The sequence below is a fragment of the Nitrospirillum amazonense genome (assembly GCF_007828045.1).
Taxonomy (GTDB): Bacteria; Pseudomonadota; Alphaproteobacteria; order Azospirillales; family Azospirillaceae; genus Nitrospirillum; species Nitrospirillum amazonense_C.
In genome coordinates this window covers 1-18,165 of the sequence record NZ_VITN01000037.1, presented here as the reverse complement: position 1 = coordinate 18,165, position 18,165 = coordinate 1, and the positions used below count along the sequence as shown (strand labels likewise).

Here is an 18,165-nt window from a genome sequence, read left to right as displayed (position 1 = left end):
CACCAAGGACCGGGCTGCGCGGATCCTTATCTTGGCAGGGGGGATCTTGGCAGGGGGATCTCGGCAGGGGGGCCAGAAGGTTCAGAACGGCAGCCAACCCCAGCCGATGAAGCCGCAAACCTCTCATGCCGGGTGGCGTAAGAGCCGGGGCAGGGTCAGCGCGTCCACTCCCGTGGCGCGCACGGCCCAGCGCTGGTGCCAGCGCAGATCGGTCAGCGACAGCGGCGCGATGTCCAGCCGCCAGAAGGCTTGCGGCGGCGCCTCCAGCACGACGGCCACCGCCATGCGGATCACGGCCGGGTGGGTGACGGCCAGGGTGTGCCCCTCCGTCGTTCCATGCTCCAGCCACCGCGCCACCCGCGCCCGCAGCTGCGCCAGCGACTCAGCCCCATGGGGGCGGGCCTCCGGATCGCCCAGCCAGGCGCCCACCGCGTCCGCCTCATGGGCCGACAGGTCGGCCAGGCTGCGGCCTTGCCAGGCGCCCACGTCCAGGTCGGCCAGGGCCGTGTCTTCATGCGCCTCCAAACCCAGGGCGCCGGCCAGCACGTCCGCCGTCTGCCGCGCGCGGGTCTCGGGCGCCGTCCAAAGGCGATCGACCTTACGCAGGGCGCGCACCTCCGCCAGCTGGATGGCCTGGGCCAGGCCTGTTTCCTCGGCCGCGTCATCCGCGCGAGGGAAGATGGCCCCGCGCTGGGCCCGGGTGGGGGCGTGGGCCAGCAGCGTCAGGCGGCCAATGACATCGGAGGCTGTCATGGAGATAGTCCTTGAATGCGGTGCCGCCCCTCCCTACCATCCACGGATCGCCCGCGCATGGGGGAAGCCGGTGCAAATCCGGCACGGTCGCGCCACTGTAACCGAACGCCCAAGCCTTTCCAGGGCGTGCGGAAGCCAGACCCCCCGTCGCATGACACAGACCGCATACGGGACGCGTAATCCCAGGGAGCGTTTTTCATGGCCCACGCCACCACCCATTCTGGCACCCCCGCCGTCGCCCTGCCGGTGATCTCCGCTGCTGAACTGCTGCCCTGGGCCGTGTTCGGCGGGCTGCTGCTGGTGCTGATGGTCTATTTCGTGGGGGCGGAGCAGGGCGCCACCTCCCTGATCCAGGGCCGCGAAGTGCATGAGTTCGTGCACGACGCCCGCCACCTGCTGGGCTTCCCCTGCCACTAAGGCGGGCGGACCCTCGCCATCATGGTTGGAATTTATCTCGCCCGCGGGATGCTCATCGGCATCCTGGCGGGGTTGCTTGCCTTCGGCGTGGCCACGCTGATCGGCGAGCCACCGGTCGAACGCGCCATCGCCGTCGAGGCGGCCCAGGTGACCGGGGGGCATGGGCATCATGACGCGGGCGCCGCCCCTGACACCGTTGAGGCGGGGCACAGCCATCATCATCATGACACCCAGGCGGCGGATGAGGAGGAGGAACTGTTCAGCCGCGGCACGCAAAGCGGCTGGGGCCTGCTGACCGGCTTGCTGGTCTATGGCGCCGCCGTGGGCGGCCTGTTCGCCCTGACCTATGCCTACGCCCAGGGCCGCATGGGCACCCTGGGGCCGCGCGGGCTGGCCGCCGTCCTGGCCCTTCTGGGCTTCCTCGCCGTGGTCCTGGTGCCGGCCTTCAAGTATCCGGCCAATCCCCCGGCGGTGGGCGACCCCGACACCATTCAGCAGCGCACCGCCCTATTCTTCATCCTGCTGATCCTGTCCGTCGCCGCCATGGTGGCAGCCGTGGTCATGGCCCGCCGGTTGGCCGCCCGCTGGGGTGCCTGGAATGCCAGCCTCGCTGGCGGAGCCCTGTTCCTGGTGGTCATGGTCGTGGCGGGATATGCCCTGCCCGAGGTGAACGAGGTGCCGGAGATATTCCCGGCCCAGCTGCTGTGGCGTTTCCGCATCGCCTCCTGGGGCATCCATGCCACCCTCTGGGCGGCGCTGGGCCTGGGCTATGGCTGGTTGTGCGAACGGGCGCAGTCCCGCGACCTGCAGGCTCTGCGCCGGGGTGACCGGCCGGCGCTGTTCTGATGTCACGCCGGGCAGCCATTCATGACCGGTCGATGACAGCGATCCGCCACCGACCGTAGAAAGGGGCGGTCCCTGCGCAGGACGGCTCCACCCCATGTCCATCGCGGCCTGGTGCTGAAGGAGCGGGTGGGGCTTCGCCCCAGCCGTTCCCCGTCATGGACGGCTTGCCGGGGCAGGCCGGTGCGCAGCATGCCGCCGTTGCCCTCCACCACGGCATCACGGAGCGCATCGCGGCCGAGGTGGACGACATGGCCATGATCCGTCTCATGGTGCGTGAGGATGCCGGCTTGGCCGTCATTCCCCCCATCGTGGTGAGGGACGAGTTGGGCAATGGCGGGCTGGTGGGGCCGGGCGCCTGCCCAGCGTGGTCGAAAGTTTCCTGGCCGTGACGCTGGAACGCCGCATCCCCAATCCGCTGCTGGCGGAGTTGTTGACCAGGGGCTGAGAAAGATCCGTCAGCCCCTTGCGATCAGATGCAGGAAGGACCCCGCCACGCTGCCCCGACGGCTGCCCAAGGGGCCCAGGTCGGTGCCATCGGCGGCCTCGGCGGTCAGCAGGGGCGCATCGGCGCCGGCGGTCAGGACGCTCGCGTAATGGAATTCGTGACCGCGGAAGCGGCTGCCGGCCGGGCCCAGGGCCATGTCGGCCAGGGTGGTGACCCGGCGATAGCCCAGGTGCAGCTTGCGCTTGGCGAAGCTGGTCTGGACGGAGAGCAGGCCCAGCATCTCATGCGCCTGGCTTTCCGCGTCCACCAGCACCTCGCCCAGGGTCATGTAGCCGCCGCATTCCCCGAAGATGGCCGCACCCCGGGCGGCCAGACGCCGCATCCCGGCCTTGAAGGTGCGCGCCGCCGCCAGGCGGCCGGCGTGCAGTTCGGGATAGCCGCCGGGCAGCACCACCGCGTCGGCGCCGGCATCGGGCGCCTGGTCGGCCAAGGGGGCGAAGGGCAGTACTTCCGCCCCCGCCGCCCGCCAGCCGGCCAGCACATGCGGATAGACGAAGCTGAAGGCCGCATCGCTGGCCAGGGCGATTCGCTGCCCCGGCGGCGGCAGGGCCGTTGGGACTGCATGGGTGACGGCCGGCGCGTAGGGCACGGCCAGGGCCGCCAGGCGGTCCAGATCGACATGGCTTTCCACCCAGGCGCCCAGGGTGGAAAGCCGCTCGGACAGCGCCTCGGTTTCCGACGCCTGCACCAGGCCCAGATGCCGTTCCGGCAAGGCATGGCCGGGGGTGCGGGGCAGGGCGCCCAGCACCGGAATGCCCAGGGCGTCGATGGCGCCCTCGATCAGGGCGCGGTGGCGGGGGCTGGCGATGTTGTTCAGCACCACGCCGGCCACGCGCACATCGTCGCGATAGGTGGCGAAGCCCTTCACCACGGCCGCCACCGATTGCGACGCCCCGCGCCCGTCCACCACCAGCACCACGGGCCAGCCGGTGCGGGCCGCGAGGTCGGCCGTGGCGCCGTTGCCCCAGGCGCCCACGCGGGCCACGCCGTCGAACAAGCCCATCAGCGCTTCGCAGATCAGCAATTGGCCGCCCGCCGATGCCTGGGCCGCCAGCCCATCGACCAGGACCGGTTCCATGGCCCAGCTGTCCAGGTTCAGGCTGGGACGGCCGCAGGCGGCGGCATGGAAGGCGGGATCGATGTAATCCGGCCCCGATTTGGCCGCGCGCACGTCCAGCCCCCGGGCACGGAAGGCCGCCAGCAGGCCCAGGGTCAGGGTAGTCTTGCCCGAGCCCGAGGCGGGTGAGGCGATGATGAGGCCCGGGGCGATGCGCTCAGCCATGGGACGTCACCCCCAGCCAGTCCAGGGTGCCGCGAAATTCGGCGATGGCGCCGATGACGATGATGGCGGGTGGCGCCAGTCCGCTGTCCGCCAGCTCCCGGGCGCAGCGGGCCAGCGTGCTGGTCAACACTCTCTGGCGCGGGGTGGTGGCGTCGCAGATGACGGCCACGGCGGTATCGGCCGCCAGGCCACCTTCCATCAACGCCGTGGCAATGCCGCCCAGGCCGCGCCACGCCATGTACAGGATCAAGGGGGCCTTGGTGGCGGCCAGGGCCGCCCAGTCCGGGCCGTCACCCGCCGACTGGCCGGTCACCAGGATGACGGCCTGGTTGGCGGTGCGGTGGGTGGCGGGAATGCCGGCATAGGCGGGGCCCGCCAGCCCGGCGGTGATGCCCGGCACCACCCGGAAGGGCAGGCCGGCGGCCACCAGGGCCAGCGCCTCCTCACCCCCCCGGCCGAAGACGAAGGGGTCGCCCGCCTTCAGCCGCAGCACGCGCAGGCCTTGCCGTCCCAGCTCCACCAGGCGCAGGCTGATATCCTCCTGCGCTGGTGAGGGGCGGCCGCCGCGCTTGCCCGCGAATTCCCGCACGGCGGCGGGGTTGGCCATGTCCAGGATGCGCTCGTCCACCAGCGCGTCGTAGACGATATGATCCGCCTGGCGTAGAGCATGCAGGGCCAACAGCGTCAGCAGGCCGGGATCGCCCGGTCCCGCACCCACCAGCCAGACGCCGCCGGGCTGGAAATCGGGAAAGGCCAAGGACGGTAGGGTCAGGTCAGTCATGGACGTGGACGGCGATATCGATACGGAGGGGACGGAAGGGCGCGCGCTGCGCCCCGGCTGGACCACCGGCGCCTGCGCCACGGCGGCGGCGGCGGCGGCCACGACGGCCTTGTTCGGCAGGGACTTCCCGGACCCGGTGACCATCACCCTGCCCGGCGGGCAGCGCCCGGCCTTCGCCCTGGCCGTCACCGAGCGTGGTGACGGCTGGGCCCAGGCGGGCGTGATCAAGGACGCGGGCGACGATCCCGACGTGACCCATGGCGCCCTGGTGCGGGCGCGCGTCACGGCGGGGGTGGGGGGCAGCGGCGTCACCTTCCGCGCCGGGCCCGGTGTCGGTACGGTGACCTTGCCCGGCCTGCCGCTGCCGGTGGGCGAGCCCGCCATCAACCCCGTGCCCCGCGCCATGATCCGCGATGCGGTCACCGCCGTGGCCCAGGCCGCCGGTCGTCCGGCGGACCTGGTGGTGGAGGTCGGCATCGACAATGGCGAGGTGCTGGCCCGGCGCACCATGAACGCGCGCCTGGGCATCATCGGCGGCCTGTCGGTGCTGGGCACCACCGGCATCGTCGTGCCCTATTCCTGCGGTGCCTGGATCGCCAGCATCCATCGCGGCGTGGATGTGGCCCGGGCCGCCGGCCTGCCTCATGTCGCCGCCTGCACCGGCCGCACGTCGGAGGCGGCGGTGACCCGCCGCTACGGCTTGCCGGAACAGGCGCTGCTGGACATGGGCGACTTCGCCGGCGGCACGCTGAAATACCTGCGCCGCCATCCCGTGCCGCACCTGACCATCGCCGGTGGCTTCGCCAAGCTGGGCAAGCTGGCCCAGGGGCTGATGGATTTGCATTCCAAGCGCCACGCGGTGGACCTGGACTGGCTGGCGGGTGTGCTGGCCGATTTGGGCGCCGCGTCCGATCTGGTGGCCAAAGCGCGCGGCGCCAACACCGCGCTTGAGGTGCTGCAGTTGGCTGATGCCGCCGGCCTGCCGGTGGCGGACCGGGTGGCGGAGATGGCACGCGCCGTGGCGCTGCGGGTGCTGGAAGGCGCGCCCATCACCATCGACGTGATGGTCATCGACCGTCAGGGCGGCATCATCGGGCAGGCTGGTGGCGTGGGCCAGGCTCACTCCCCCCTCCCGCGATAGCGGCGCTGATAGCCGGCGTCGTAAAGCGCGCTGGCCCGAAAATCCTCCGTCCCCAGCGTCTTGCCCACCAGGATCAGGGCCGTGCGCTCGATGGGGTTGGCGGCCACCTGGGCGCCGATATCCGCCAGGGTGCCGCGCAACACACGTTCCTCGGGCCAGGAGGCGCGATAGACCACCGCCGCCGGGCAGTCCGCGCCGTACAGCGGCGTCAGGCGCGCCACCACGTCGTCGATGACATGGATGGACAGGTGGATGGCCAGCGTGGCGCCGGATTGGCCCAGCACCTCCAGCGTCTCATTGGCCGGCATGGCCGACGCCCGGCCGCTGGTGCGGGTGATGACCAGGGTCTGGCTGACCTCGGGCAGGGTCAGTTCGCGGCCCAAGGCGGCGGCGGCGGCGGCGAAGGCCGGCACGCCCGGCGTGATGGTGTAGGGGATGCCCAGGTCCTTCAGCGCCCGCAGTTGCTCGCCCAGGGCGCTGTAGACCGACAGGTCGCCGGAATGCAGGCGGGCGACATCCTGGCCGGCCGCGTGCGCCGCCTGGAACTCGGCCACGATTTCCGCCAGCGACAGCGGGGCGGTATCAACGATGCGGGCATCCGCCGGGGCATGGGCCAGCACGGCGGCCGGAACCAGCGACCCGGCATAAAGGCAGACGGGGCAGCGGGCGATCAGGTCGCGGCCGCGCAGGGTCAGCAGGTCGGGCGCGCCGGGGCCGGCGCCGATGAAATGCACGGTCATGGGGTGGGGCTCCCGGAACAGGCCACGGCGCAGGTGCTGCCTGGCCCCTGGATGCGGGGCAGGACCAGGCGGGCGTGCGGGTTGCGGGGGGCGCCGCAGGCGGCCAGGGCCGCCGCCTCCGCCACCGGCGGCAAGCCATGGTCGGTGGCGGCGCTGGGGGTGGGCGTAGTGATGGCCCGCAAGGCGGCCTCTTCCAAGCCGACCAACGGCAGACCCAGCGTGACGGCGGCTTGGACCAGACCGGGTTCGCCGACCTTGCGGTCCAGGGTGCAGAGGGTCGTGCCGGCGGGTGGGGCGCTCCAGCCCAGACGGGCCCAAGCCTGGCTCAGTAGCTCCAGAATCTCCGCAGCGACTACGCCCTGACGGCAGCCGATGCCGATTGCCCAGGGCGCGGGCGGGAAGGGGCCGGTCATAGTGGCTTCTCCGCCCGCCACAGGGTGACGGGCATCAGGGGCCGCCAGCCGCGAAAGCCGCCCAGGGGGGCGGCGCGTTCCACCGACAGGCGGGTGAGCGATCCGCCCAGCGTGGCTTGCCAGCGGACAAGATCCGCCTCCGTCTCCAGGGTCACGGCCGTGGCCACCAGCCGCCCGCCGGGGCGCAGGGCCTGCCAGCATGCCTCGACCACGCCGGGACAGGTCAGGCCGCCACCGATGAAGACGGCATCCGGTCGCGGCAGGTCGGCCAGGGCGTCGGGTGCCGCCCCCTCGCGGGACGCCAGGTTGGGAACGCCGAAGGCCAGGGCATTGGCGCGGATGGCGGCCATGCGGTCGGCCCTGTCCTCCACCGCCACGGCATGGTTGGCGGGGTCGGCCAGCAGCCATTCGATGGCGATGGACCCGGACCCGGCGCCCACGTCCCACAGCATCTCCCCCCGGCCCGGCGCCAGGTGCGACAGGGCGACGGCGCGCACCTCGCGCTTGGTGACCTTGCCGTCGTGCTGGAACCAGTCGTCGGGCAATCCCGGGCTGCGCGGCAGCACCCGGGCGCCGGGGGCGATGGCGCAGGTCAGCGCGATGGTGTTCAGGTCCTGGATATCGCCGTCCGGCCAGGCATCGGCCGGGGCGGTGCTCACCCGCTCGCGGGGGCCGCCCATGGCCTCCAGCACCGTGAGCGTGCTGGGGCCGAAGCCGCGCTGGCGCAGCAGGGCCGCCAGCTTGGCCGGCGTGATGCCGTCCCAGCTGAGCAGCAGCAGGCGGGCCCCTGGGAACAGGTGGGGGATGACGGTCTCCAGCGGGCGGCCGTGCAGCGACAGGCAGGCCACGTCCTGCAGCGCCCAGCCCAGGCGGGACGCCGCCAGGGTGAAGGCGCCGGGCGCCGGCAACACCCGCGTTTCCGCCGCCGGCACCAGGCGGGCCAGCGTGGCGCCGATGCCGAACCACTGCGGATCACCACTGGCCAGCACGGTCACCGCCTGGCCGCGCCGGGCCAGCAGGGTGGGGAAGGCATCGCTGATCGGGCTGGGCCAGGCCAGGTACTCCTGCCCCGCCGTCTTCGGCACCAGGGCCAGGTGACGGGTGCCTCCGACCAGCAGGCCGGATCCGGTCACGGCGGCGCGGGCGGCGGGGGAAAGGCCATCCCATCCATTCTCGCTAATACCGACAATGGTCAGCCAGGGAATGGTCAGCCAGGGGGTGCCGGTGCTAGTCATGGCCGGCACACCGGAACGGGGATGGGGCGATGCGGGTACTGGTCCTGGGCGGCACGACGGAGGCGCGACAACTGGCGGGCCTGCTGGCGGGTGACGATCGTTTCCGGGCCACGCTGTCGCTGGCCGGCCGTACGCGCGACCCCGCACCGCAGCCCTTGCCCACCCGCATTGGTGGCTTCGGCGGCGTTGCGGGCCTGGCGGACTATCTGCGGGCGGAGGGCGTTCGGGCCGTCATCGACGCCACCCATCCCTTCGCCGCCCAAATCAGCGTCAATGCCGAGGCGGCCTGCGCCGCCGCCCACGTTCCCCTGGTCGTGCTGACCCGCCGCCCCTGGACGGCCGGCGCGGGCGATGACTGGCGCGTGGTGCCCACCATGGCCGCCGCCGCCCAGGCGCTCGCCGGTTTGCCCGACACCGTCTTCCTCACCGTGGGGCGGCAGGAGCTGGAGCCCTTCCTGGCCATGGATCGTCGATTCCTGGTGCGGGCGGTGGACCCGCCGGATGTCCTGCCGGCCGGCGCAGTCCTGGTGTTGGATCGGGGGCCCTACACGGCGGCGGGGGAAATGGATCTGATGCGCGCCCACGGCGTCGGCACCCTGGTGACCAAGAACAGCGGCGGCGATGCCACGGCGGCCAAGCTGCAAGCCGCACGATCCTTGGGTCTGCCCGTGGTCATGGTCGATCGGCCGGCGGCCGGAACGGCACCCCGGCTCTACTCCGCCTCCGACGCTGTCGCCTGGCTGGCCGCTCACGGCACCTCCGCCGAATAATAGCTGCGCGGCGTGTAGACCCAGACGTCGCCCAGGCTATCGCCGTCCTTGCCGCCCCCCTTGCCGCCGCCCTTGGGTAGCAGCCGGGTCTGGCTGGACCCGATCAGCACCAGGGTGCGCATGTCGGCCTTGGTGGGGTCGCAGTCGGCCAGGGTGGTGATGGTCACGTCCTCGTCATGCCGGCCCACGGCGCGGGCCAGCACCACCGGTGTCGCTGCATCCTTCATGGTGCGCAGGGTGTCCAGCGCCGCACCCAGCTGCCAGGGCCGCGCCTTGGAGATGGGGTTGTAGAGGGCGATGACGAAGTCGGCCTCCGCCGCCAGGCGCAGGCGCTTCAGCACCAGATCCCACGGTTTCAGGTTGTCCGACAGGGACAGGACGCAGAAGTCGTGCCCCAGCGGGGCGCCCACCCGCGCGGCCGCCGCCAGCATGGCGGAGACGCCGGGACACACCCGTACCGGCACCTCGGCCCAAGCGGGGTCGTCGGCGGACTCCAGCGCCTCGAACAGGGCGGACGCCATGGCGAAGACGCCGGGGTCGCCGCCCGACACCAGGGCCACCTTGCGGCCCGACACCGCCAGGTCCAACGCCAGACGGGCGCGCGACAGCTCTACCCGGTTGTCGGAGCCGTGGCGGCGGTGGAAGCTCTGCGGGATGCGGTCGAGATAGGGGCCGTAGCCCACCAGGTCGGTGGCGTTGGCCAGCACGTCCGCCACCTCCGGCGTCAGCCAGCGGTCGGGGCCGGGGCCCAGGCCGACGACGGTCAGTGAACCGGGAACGCTCATTCCGCCACCTCGGACTTGGCCACCTCGGACTTGGCTGCCTCGGACTTGGCCGCCTGGGGGGCGGTCAGCACGCCGCCGCGCTTGCCCTGGCCTGGGATCAGAATCATGGCGAAGTAAGGGGCGACGTCCGGCGCCTGGGCCAGGGGATGCACCCGCTGGGTTTCGGTCGTGCCGCGCTCCACATACCAGGCGCGGTGGGTCAGGCCCAGGCTTTCGATCACCCGGCGCACCTTGGGCAGGTTGCCGCCCAGCTTCATGACGGCGGCGGCGTCGGCGCGGCCCAGGGCGGCGGCCAGCTCCACCTCGCCCAGCGTGCCGGGGATGACCGACAGCACGTCGTCGCGGATGGTGAGGGGAATGGGCAGCTGCGCCGCACAGCCCAGGATGGAAGGCACGCCCGGCACCACCTCCACCCGGAAGCGGTGCGCCAGGCGCAGATGCAGGTGCATGTAGGACCCGTAGAAGAACGGGTCGCCCTCGTTCAGCACCGCCACGGACTTGCCGGCGGCCAGAAAGGCCGCCAACCGCTCCGCCTGCTCATCGAAGAAGCCCTCGATGGCGGCGGCGTAGGCGGGGCTGTCCGGCGGCAGTTCGGTCGTGACGGGATAGACCATGGGCACCTCCTCATGGGTGCCGTCCAGATGGCTTGCGGCGATGCGCCGGGCCTGGCCGGGGCCGCCGCGCTTGGCGAAATAGGCCACCACGGGGCAGGCGCGCAGCAGGCGCACCGCCTTCAGGGTCATCAGCTCGGGGTCACCAGGGCCGGTGCCGATGCCGTATAACGTGCCAGGGGGGAGGGTGCCGGGGGTAATGGTGCCCATGCCGCTCACTCCCGGTCCGAAGCCAGGGCGTTGACCGCCGCCGCCGCCATGGCGCTGCCGCCCCGCCGGCCTGCCACGGCCAGATAGGGCAGCGCCCAGGGATTGGCGGCCAGGGCGTCCTTGCTTTCCGCTGCCCCGACGAAGCCCACGGGGAAGCCCAGGACGGCGGCGGGACGGGGGGCGCCGGCCGCGATCATCTCCAGCAGGTGGAACAGGGCGGTGGGCGCGTTGCCGATGGCCACCACCGCGCCCTCCAGGTGCGGGCGCCACAGTTCCAGAGCCGCGGCGGAACGGGTGGTGCCCAGCTCCTGCGCCAGGGCGGGCACGGCGGGGTCGGTCAGGGTGCAGATGACGGCGTTATCGGCCGGCAGGCGGGCGCGGGTGACGCCGTGCGCCACCATCTGGGCGTCGCACAGGATGGGCGCACCGCTGCGCAGGGCGGCGCGGGCGACCGCCCCCACGTCGGATGAGAACAGCAGGTGCTCGGCCGTCTCGACCAGCCCCGCCGCATGGATGATGCGCACGGCCACGGCGCGCAGGTCCTCCGGCAGATGGTCCAGCCTGGCCTCTTCCCGGATGATGGCGAACGACCGGGCGTAGATGGCGGCGCCATCGCGGATGTAATCGTACTGCGGGGGCGCGCCTCGGCTATGGGGCTCGGGACTGGACACGGGGGCGGCTTCCTCTACGCGACGACAGTGGCCTCGACCAGGGCGGCCAGTTCGGCCGGCCCACCCAGGCGGGTGATGAAGGCGGCCGGATCCTCATCCGCCCGCATCCGGTGGGTATAGACAGCTTCCAGCGCCGCCACCAGCGATGTCGCACGGGCCGGCGTCACGCCGCGCCATTGCGCCACCCCGCCGGCGGGTGCCAGCAGGCCGACATCATAGGCCTGATCGCCCCGTGCCGTCAGGGTGACCAGCGCCGAGGCGGGGTGGGCGCAGCCCTTGGCACAGGCCGAGACATGGATATGCCCGCGCGCCAGCAGGCGGGGGGCGACCCGGGCCAGCGCCAGGGCGTCGCCGCGCGCGTCCGTCAATCCTGAATCACAGGCACCGCGACCACTGCAGGCCGACAGCGCCAGGCGGGGGTCCTCGGGCGCCAGGATGAATAATCCTGTGGGCTCAAAGATTTCAACCAGGTCACTGCCGCCGCCTTCCAGCAGCACGGCGCGCCAGGGTGTCAGGCGCAGCGCCGGCGTCATGTGCGCGACGAGCGCCAGCCATTGAGTGCTCATGCCGCCGAAGGGAAAGGCGAGTCCCATCCAGCCAGCGTGCGGCCCCAGCACCTGCTCAAGGCGCAGGCCGGGCAGGCCGGTACCGGCGGGCATCGGGGCCAAGGCGACATGGACGGCGAGCCCGGCCGTGCCCTCCGCCGCCACCAGGGCGGCCAGGCGCCGGTATCGGCCATTCGAGAGGCGGACATAGGTGCGGGCCAGGGTTAGGGCCGTGTCCACCACCGCGTCGGCGGCGCAGACACCCAGCGGCGTGGCGCCGGTCTGGTCTCCGCCCACCGCCACCCGGAACAGGCCGGTGCCGGGCAGGGCGTCGAAGCGGATATCGGCCACGGTATCGGCCAGGGGCGCTTGACCACCACCGTTCAGGACGAAACTGAACTTGGCCGGCAGCGCGGCCCACAGGTCGGGACTGGCGGCCAAGGCGGCGTCCAGCGCCTGGGCCAGGGCGCGCACGGGCGCGCACGCCGGGTCCAGGCCGCAGGTGGGGCTGCACAGCACATTGCGCACCCTCTCCGCCGCCGGGTCGCCGTTGACCAGGCCCAGCTCGCGCAGGGCGTCGGTCAAGGCGGGCAGTGTCGCTTCGGTCACACCGCGGATTTGCAGATTGGCCCGTTGGCTCAGATCCACCAGGCCGTTGCCGTGGCGCTCCGCCAGGCCGCAGATTGCCGCCGCCATCGGCCCCGACAGCCTGCCGCCGGGAATACGCAGGCGCACCAGCAGGCCGTCGGCCACCGCCATGGGCACCAGCGCGCCGGGGCAGGCGCCCCGCACCCGTGGCGGATTGATGGGGGTACTCATGCCAATTCCTCCCGCAGGCGGGTTAGATCCTCGGGCGTGGAATTGCGCCGGGGATGCCACAGGCCGCGCTGCAAAGCTTCTTGGAACCGATCCAGGATTTGCCGGGCGGCGTCAGGGTTGCTGTCCGACAGGAAGGCCCAGGTTTCGCCATCCGCCACATAGGCATCATAGAGGCTGTCCACCTGGTGGGATCGCACGGCACCCGTCAGCGCCGCCAGGGCCACGGCGCCATCCACGGTGCGGGCCAGGTTGGCGGCCCCGCTATGGCCATGGCGGCGTTGCCCATCGATCCAGCGTGGGTTGGCGGCGCGACCGCGCACCACGCGGGCGGCCTCCTCCGCCAGGGTGCGGGGCGTGATGCGCTCCGGCTCGGCGCTGTCGACGTGATAAAGGACGGGATCGCTGCCCAGCAGGCCGGCGGCGGCGGCGAACCCGCCCTCGAACTGGGTCATGCCGTCATTGTCCAGCACATCGGTTTCGCGTTGGTCCTGGATATGGACCAGGGCGTCGGCCAAGCCCACGCGCCGGCGGAACAGGGCGGGCAAGGCCACGCCGTCCAGGTCCAGGCCATAGGCGTGGCAGCCGGTGTCGAGATAGGCGGCGCCCAGCTGGTCGCGGGCCTGCCAGTCGCCGGTGGCCAGCGGTTGCGCCAGGCCTGTGCCGTAGCCGCCAGGGGCGGCGCCGTAGACGCGGGCCGTGGCCTGGCGATCAGCCTCCGCCGTATCCATGCCGGTGGATAGCAGGGCGTCGCGGTCGGCCCGCACGGCGGTGGCCAGGGGATTGACCGCGTCCGGCTCGTCCAGCCCGGCGACCTTGCGCGCCGCCTGGTCGAACAACGCCAGCTGCGCCGGGAACATGTCGCGGAACAGACCGGAAATGCGCAGGGTCACATCCACGCGCGGCCGGCCCAGCACTGAGGCCGGCAACACCTCCACGCCCGTCACCCGGCCGCTGCCGGCCTCCCACACGGGGCGTACGCCCATCAGGGCCAGGGCCTGGGCCAGTTCCTCGCCGCCGGTGCGCAGGGTGGGGCTGCCCCAGCAATCCACCACCAACTGCCGGGGCCAGTCGCCCTGGTCCTGCAGATGACGGGTCAGCACGGCATCCGCCCCCTTCCAGCCCAAGGCCCAGGCGCTGGGCGTGGGCACGGCGCGGGGATCGATGGCGTAAAGGTTGCGGCCGGTGGGCAACACATCCGCCCGGCCGCGCGCCGGCGACCCACCGGGGCCGGGGGCGACGAAGCGGCCGTCCAGGCCGGCCAGCAGGGCCGCCATCTCCGCCGGGCCGCTGGCGGCCAAGGGGGGCGCCACCTCGGCGTGCAGAGTGGCCAGGACGGCTGCGGCCCTTTCCCATTCCGGATGCGCAACGATGTGGCCCGACACTAGCGCCCGCACCAGGCCATCCAGTGCCGCCCGCACACGGCCGACGGTGGGGCTGGTTCCCGTTCGCTCCGCCAGCAGGGCCGGCAGGGGATGGGGCCAGGGCGTGGCGGCGTCGCCTGTGAACAGGTCCTCCAGCGTGCCGGCCAGGCCCAGGTCGCGGGCCAGCGCCTCGGTCATGGATGGCCGGTCACGACGGGGGAAGCGCGCCATGGCGGCCAGGAAGGCGGCCTGGGCGCCGTCGTCCGGCGCTGCCCCGAAGACATGCAGCCCATCGCGGATCTGCATCTCCTTGATGTCGCAGAGATGGGCGTCCAGCCGGGCCAGGGCTTCGTCGGGAAGATCCCCCGTGGCCAGATTGGCCGGCAGGTTCAGGTCACGGGTGACACCGGCCTCCCAGGCCAGGTCGCGGATGCGGGCGCGCAGGGTGGGCAGGCGGCGCGGGTCCAGGCTCTGCGCCTGGGCGTATTCGTCCAGCGCCTGCTCCAGGGCCGCCAAATCGCCGTGCAGTCCCGCCGGCACGGGCGGCGGCGGCAAGTGCCCCACCAGCACGGCGCCCAGGCGGCGGCGGGCCTGCACACCCTCGCCGGGATTGGTGGCGATGTAGGGGTAGAGGACGGGCAGGGATCCTGCCAGTCGCTCCGGCCAGCAGTCGGCCGACAGAGCCACGGCTTTGCCCGGCAGCCATTCCAGCGTACCGTGGGCGCCCACCTGCACCAGGGCATGGATGTCCGCGACGTGGCGCAGCCACAGGTGAAAGGCGGCATAGCCGTGGCTGGGGGGGGTATCGGGGTCATGGTGGGCGGCGCTGTCGATAACGCCATGCCCCCGGCTGGGCTGGACCGCCACGAATACATTGCCGCAGGACTGGACGCGAAAGCGCAGCGCTCCGTCGTGCGCCAGAGGGTCGGCTGAAGGGGGGCCCCACCGCGCGGTGATGGCGGCCAGCGCCGCCGGGTCCATCAGCCGGGCGTAATCGGCCAGGCTCAGGCCCGGCGCATCGCCGTCGAGGGGCCGGCGCAGGGCGGCCATCAGGGCGGCGCCATCGGCCGGCCTGTCCGCCACCCCATAGCCGGCGCCGGCCAGAGCCGCCAGCATCGCCAGGGTGCTGGCCGGCGTGTCCAGGCCCAGCGCCAGGCCGGTGCCGCCGCGGGCGGGATAGTCGGACAGCACCAGGGCCACGCGTCGTCCCATCGGCGGGGTGGCGGCCAGACGGGCCCAGGCGACCGCCTTGTCGGCCAGCGCGTCCACCCGGTCGGCACGAGGGCGGCTCAAGGTCGGGGCGTATTCCAGGGCGGCATCCCAGTCGGCGGCCGCCTTGAAGGCGATGGCGGGACCTTGCAACCGGCCGTCCATTTCCGGCAGCACCACGGTCATGGCGAGGTCGGCCGGGCCCAAGCCGGCGCGCGCCTTTTCCCATAGCGCCTCCGTGCCCGTGGACAGCACGGCCTGCAGCACCGGCACACCGGGAGCGTCCAGGGGGGACGCGTCCTCCGGGCCCTGGCGCGCGGAAAAGCCGGTGGCGTTCAGCACCACGGCCGGCCGCAGGGCCGCCAGTTCGGCCGCCAGCCATAGCACCGCCGGACCTTCCTTCAGGCTGGCCGCGTAATAGAGGTGCGGCGCCAGGCCGCGCCGGGCCAAGGCGTCGGCCAGGGCGTGCAGGGCCGTCAGATTGCCGGCCTGCAGGTGTGACCGGTAGAAGACCAGTGCTGCCGGTGGTCCCTCGACGGCCGTCGCCGGCCGCCAACCCTCATGGCGGCCATAGCGGGGCAGGGCCGTGGGCTCCCCCACCAGCAGATCGGCGGGCGGCTGGCGGCCCACCAGGTGGGCGGCCTGAACCAGCAACCGGGCCATGTTCTCCGGCCCGCCTTCCACGAAGCAGCGCCACAGCCGGTGGGTGGTGGCCAAGTCCACGGTGCCGGCGGCGTCCAGGCTGGGATCCGCTTTGGCCTCCCCAGGCACCACGGCCAGGGCGATGCCCCGGGCCCGGCAGGTCTCCGCCACCTGCTCCAGCCCATAGCGCCAATAGCCGGCGCCGCCGTTCAGGCGCAACACCACCAGACGGGCCCGCGATACCACCGCCTCGACATACATATCGACGGATAGGGGATGCCCCAGGCGCATCAGATTGGCCAGGCGCAGGGTGGGCCGCCACGGCACGTCGCCCAAGGCGTGATAGGCGGTGGCCACCGCCGACAGGTCACTGTCGGAAAAGGACAGCAACACGCACTCCGCCGGCGTCTGCCCCAAATCCTCGGCTTGGGGGGACGCCAGCAGATCCTCGGCCTGGGTGGGCAACAGGTGCATGGGAAGGGCGAAACCCGTGTGACGACACTGAAAGACCAAAAGCGAGCTTTATGCCGCTCTAGCCCCTATACGCCGTCAATTCAACAGGCGGATTGGTCAACCGCGGGATTGGGGCCGGGCACCGCCTTGCGTCCGCGCCCGGCCCGCGCGGCCAGTCAGGCGGCCAGCGCCGCCTCGATGGCCGCCCTGTCCAGGCCCGTCTCGCCGATCACCACCAAGCGGCTGCGCCGTGCCTCGTCCGGGCCCCACAGCCGATCGTAGCTGGTCTGGATGCGGGCGCCCACACCCTGCACCAGCAGGCGCATGGGCTTGCCCGGCACATCGATGAAGCCCTTCAGGCGCAGGATGCCGAAGCGCTGGGTGACCTCGCCCAGCCGGCGGGCCAGGGCCTCCGGATCGGCCTGGGATGGCAATTCGGCGACGAAGCTGGTGAAGTCGTCGTGGTCGTGGTCTTCCTCGGTGTCATGATGGCTGATGCGAGCGTCCAGGTCGGCCTCCGCCTCAGCCGACAGGCCCAGCAGCACATTGGGGTCGATATCGCCATGGGCCACGCGCACCAGCAGCGGGGCGGTGGGGCGCAGGGCCTTCACCGTCTCGGCCACGGCGGCCAGCCCGGCCTCATCCACCAGGTCGGTCTTGCTGACCAGGATCAGGTCGGCGCACAGCACCTGGTCCTCGAACACCTCCTGCACCGGGGTTTCATGCTCCACTGTGGCGTCGCCGGCCTCCATGGCGGCCTTCTGCCGCGCCAGGGCCTCGGCATCGGGCGCGAAGCGGCCCTCGGCCACGGCGTCGGCCGCCACCACCGCCACCACGCCGTCCACCGTGACGCGCGAGCGCACCGCCGGCCAGGTGAAGGCGCGCACCAGGGGCTTGGGCAGGGCCAGGCCGCTGGTCTCGATGATAATGTGGTCCGGCGGGTCGGCGCGGTTCAGCAGCGTTTCCAGCGCCGGCACGAAATCATCCGCCACGGTGCAGCACAGACAGCCGTTGGCCAACTCGATCACCCGGTCCTCCGGGCAGGTCTCATCACCGCAGCCTTTGAGCACGGCGCCATCGACGCCGACATCGCCGAACTCATTGATGATCAGCGCCAGGCGCCGGCCGCCCGGATTCTGCAGCAGGCCGCGGATCAGCGTGGTCTTGCCGGCGCCGAGGAAGCCGGTGACGACGGTGGCGGGGATTTTGGCGGTGGGGGTCGGCATGGCACAGGCTCTCAGGGACTTAAGGGACGGGAGTGGATGCTGCGGAACTTTGAACAAAAAGAGAAGAGGCGATAAGATCCTATGGCCGACGGCTGACTGTACGTCGCCGCCCTCATTGATCTCTTATTCACGAACCAGCAGGTCGTATTCCAGCCGTTCCATCAACTAGCCGCTCCGACCGGATCGAGTAAAACGCCTGTAACGGCATCGCCCGCAGCAGCATTTCCGGTGCGATCGACGGCCTTCCAATGCCGGAATAGAGCGCCGTGAAGTCGTCCGACAAAACGGCCAATGCCGTGTTCGCCATCTCCCGGATCGGCCGAAGCGGATGGTCCGTCCGCACCCGCATCTCAAGATCAACGTAGGAGAACAACTCCCCCGATCGCTCGTCTGATCCGCGCATCCCACCCTCGACCGCGTGCCCAAGGCCAATAGTGAATCATGCCGAAACTCAGGCAGCCATAGGCTTTTTCATCACCCTGCTAGGAACACGATCGCCACCTCACCTCGGACAAACATCCAGTCTTACCAAGCAGCGACACGGCCTCCTGTTTAAATTCGTCCGTGAACGAACGGCGGGCTGTCGTCATGGGTAACCTCCTGGCTCGCTGCCGAGCTTAGCGAAGGTCCACCAATTCGGAGATCGTGTCCCTAGGCGTGGTGTAACAGGGGCCTGGCCATCGGGCTCTCCGGCGGGTTTGGCCGGGAGGATCATGCAGCGGCAGTTGGCAACATGATGGTGTGATCATC

At 71.8% G+C, this 18,165-nt stretch carries 17 protein-coding genes, 1 pseudogene and 1 riboswitch; of the genes and pseudogenes, 5 read left to right on the top strand and 13 right to left on the bottom strand.

The features are described from left to right. Positions 1-123: 123 nt before the first annotated feature. Positions 124-753 (bottom strand): histidine phosphatase family protein, encoded by a 630-nt coding sequence (locus FBZ89_RS29135; protein ID WP_145754455.1) that lies wholly within the window; start codon positions 751-753, stop codon positions 124-126. Between the two features lies 1 nt (position 754). Next, positions 755-919: riboswitch (cobalamin riboswitch) on the top strand. A gap of 32 nt (positions 920-951) precedes the next feature. Between FBZ89_RS29135 and FBZ89_RS29130 the strand changes: the two genes are divergently transcribed. The 3 genes from FBZ89_RS29130 (at position 952) to FBZ89_RS29120 (ending at position 2,405) form a co-directional block, all read left to right on the top strand. Then, positions 952-1,170, top strand: coding sequence for a CbtB domain-containing protein (locus FBZ89_RS29130; protein WP_004274006.1), 219 nt, complete (start codon positions 952-954; stop codon positions 1,168-1,170). Positions 1,171-1,191: 21 nt separating this feature from the next. After that, positions 1,192-2,016 carry a CbtA family protein gene (locus FBZ89_RS29125; protein WP_145754454.1) on the top strand — a complete coding sequence of 275 codons (825 nt, stop codon included), beginning with the start codon at positions 1,192-1,194 and terminating at the stop codon, positions 2,014-2,016. A gap of 155 nt (positions 2,017-2,171) precedes the next feature. Further along, on the top strand, positions 2,172-2,405 hold the full coding sequence (locus tag FBZ89_RS29120; RefSeq protein ID WP_246173000.1) for a LysR substrate-binding domain-containing protein: 234 nt from the start codon (positions 2,172-2,174) through the stop codon (positions 2,403-2,405). A 66-nt stretch (positions 2,406-2,471) separates the two neighbouring features. On the opposite strand, the gene FBZ89_RS29115 is transcribed toward FBZ89_RS29120, so the two are convergent. After that, positions 2,472-3,803 carry a cobyrinic acid a,c-diamide synthase CobB gene (locus FBZ89_RS29115; protein WP_145754452.1) on the bottom strand — a complete coding sequence of 444 codons (1,332 nt, stop codon included), beginning with the start codon at positions 3,801-3,803 and terminating at the stop codon, positions 2,472-2,474. Continuing rightward, positions 3,796-4,584, bottom strand: a complete 789-nt coding sequence (cobA, locus tag FBZ89_RS29110; RefSeq protein ID WP_145754450.1) for a uroporphyrinogen-III C-methyltransferase — start codon at positions 4,582-4,584, stop codon at positions 3,796-3,798. The genes FBZ89_RS29115 and cobA overlap by 8 nt, the downstream gene beginning before the upstream one ends. Here cobA and FBZ89_RS29105 point away from each other — a divergent pair. Next, positions 4,583-5,725, top strand: a complete 1,143-nt coding sequence (locus FBZ89_RS29105) for a cobalt-precorrin-5B (C(1))-methyltransferase (protein ID WP_145754448.1) — start codon at positions 4,583-4,585, stop codon at positions 5,723-5,725. The genes cobA and FBZ89_RS29105 overlap by 2 nt on opposite strands. Here the strand turns inward: FBZ89_RS29105 and cobM are convergent. Genes cobM through cbiE form a run of 3 tightly spaced genes read right to left on the bottom strand, consistent with a single transcriptional unit; the run spans position 5,704 to position 8,113 of the window. Further along, complete coding sequence (cobM, locus tag FBZ89_RS29100; protein WP_145754447.1) at positions 5,704-6,465, bottom strand: precorrin-4 C(11)-methyltransferase; 762 nt, start codon at positions 6,463-6,465, stop codon at positions 5,704-5,706. The genes FBZ89_RS29105 and cobM overlap by 22 nt on opposite strands. Further along, complete coding sequence (locus tag FBZ89_RS29095) at positions 6,462-6,878, bottom strand: cobalamin biosynthesis protein (RefSeq protein WP_145754445.1); 417 nt, start codon at positions 6,876-6,878, stop codon at positions 6,462-6,464. The genes cobM and FBZ89_RS29095 overlap by 4 nt, the downstream gene beginning before the upstream one ends. Further along, positions 6,875-8,113, bottom strand: a complete 1,239-nt coding sequence (cbiE, locus tag FBZ89_RS29090) for a precorrin-6y C5,15-methyltransferase (decarboxylating) subunit CbiE (protein ID WP_145754443.1) — start codon at positions 8,111-8,113, stop codon at positions 6,875-6,877. Before cbiE ends, FBZ89_RS29095 begins: the two co-directional genes overlap by 4 nt. A gap of 29 nt (positions 8,114-8,142) precedes the next feature. On the opposite strand from cbiE, the gene FBZ89_RS29085 reads away from it, so the two are divergent. After that, complete coding sequence (locus tag FBZ89_RS29085) at positions 8,143-8,883, top strand: cobalt-precorrin-6A reductase (protein WP_145754442.1); 741 nt, start codon at positions 8,143-8,145, stop codon at positions 8,881-8,883. Here FBZ89_RS29085 and cobJ read toward each other — a convergent pair. The 7 genes and pseudogenes from cobJ to FBZ89_RS29050 all read right to left on the bottom strand — a co-directional run. Continuing rightward, positions 8,862-9,668: a precorrin-3B C(17)-methyltransferase gene (gene cobJ / locus FBZ89_RS29080; protein ID WP_145754440.1), complete on the bottom strand. Its 807-nt coding sequence runs from the start codon at positions 9,666-9,668 to the stop codon at positions 8,862-8,864. The two genes, FBZ89_RS29085 and cobJ, sit on opposite strands and share 22 nt — an antisense overlap. Further along, complete coding sequence (locus FBZ89_RS29075; RefSeq protein WP_145754439.1) at positions 9,665-10,489, bottom strand: precorrin-2 C(20)-methyltransferase; 825 nt, start codon at positions 10,487-10,489, stop codon at positions 9,665-9,667. The genes cobJ and FBZ89_RS29075 overlap by 4 nt, the downstream gene beginning before the upstream one ends. A 5-nt stretch (positions 10,490-10,494) precedes the next feature. Next, positions 10,495-11,160 carry a precorrin-8X methylmutase gene (locus tag FBZ89_RS29070; RefSeq protein ID WP_145754437.1) on the bottom strand — a complete coding sequence of 222 codons (666 nt, stop codon included), beginning with the start codon at positions 11,158-11,160 and terminating at the stop codon, positions 10,495-10,497. Between the two features lie 14 nt (positions 11,161-11,174). After that, complete coding sequence (gene cobG, locus FBZ89_RS29065; protein WP_246172998.1) at positions 11,175-12,524, bottom strand: precorrin-3B synthase; 1,350 nt, start codon at positions 12,522-12,524, stop codon at positions 11,175-11,177. After that, positions 12,521-16,210: a cobaltochelatase subunit CobN gene (gene cobN / locus FBZ89_RS29060; RefSeq protein ID WP_145754436.1), complete on the bottom strand. Its 3,690-nt coding sequence runs from the start codon at positions 16,208-16,210 to the stop codon at positions 12,521-12,523. Before cobN ends, cobG begins: the two co-directional genes overlap by 4 nt. 155 nt (positions 16,211-16,365) lie before the next feature. Continuing rightward, complete coding sequence (gene cobW / locus FBZ89_RS29055) at positions 16,366-17,415, bottom strand: cobalamin biosynthesis protein CobW (protein ID WP_145754434.1); 1,050 nt, start codon at positions 17,413-17,415, stop codon at positions 16,366-16,368. A 129-nt stretch (positions 17,416-17,544) separates the two neighbouring features. Then, positions 17,545-17,818 (bottom strand): annotated as a pseudogene (locus FBZ89_RS29050) (transposase); the annotation flags it as partial. Between the last annotated feature and the right edge of the window lie 347 nt (positions 17,819-18,165).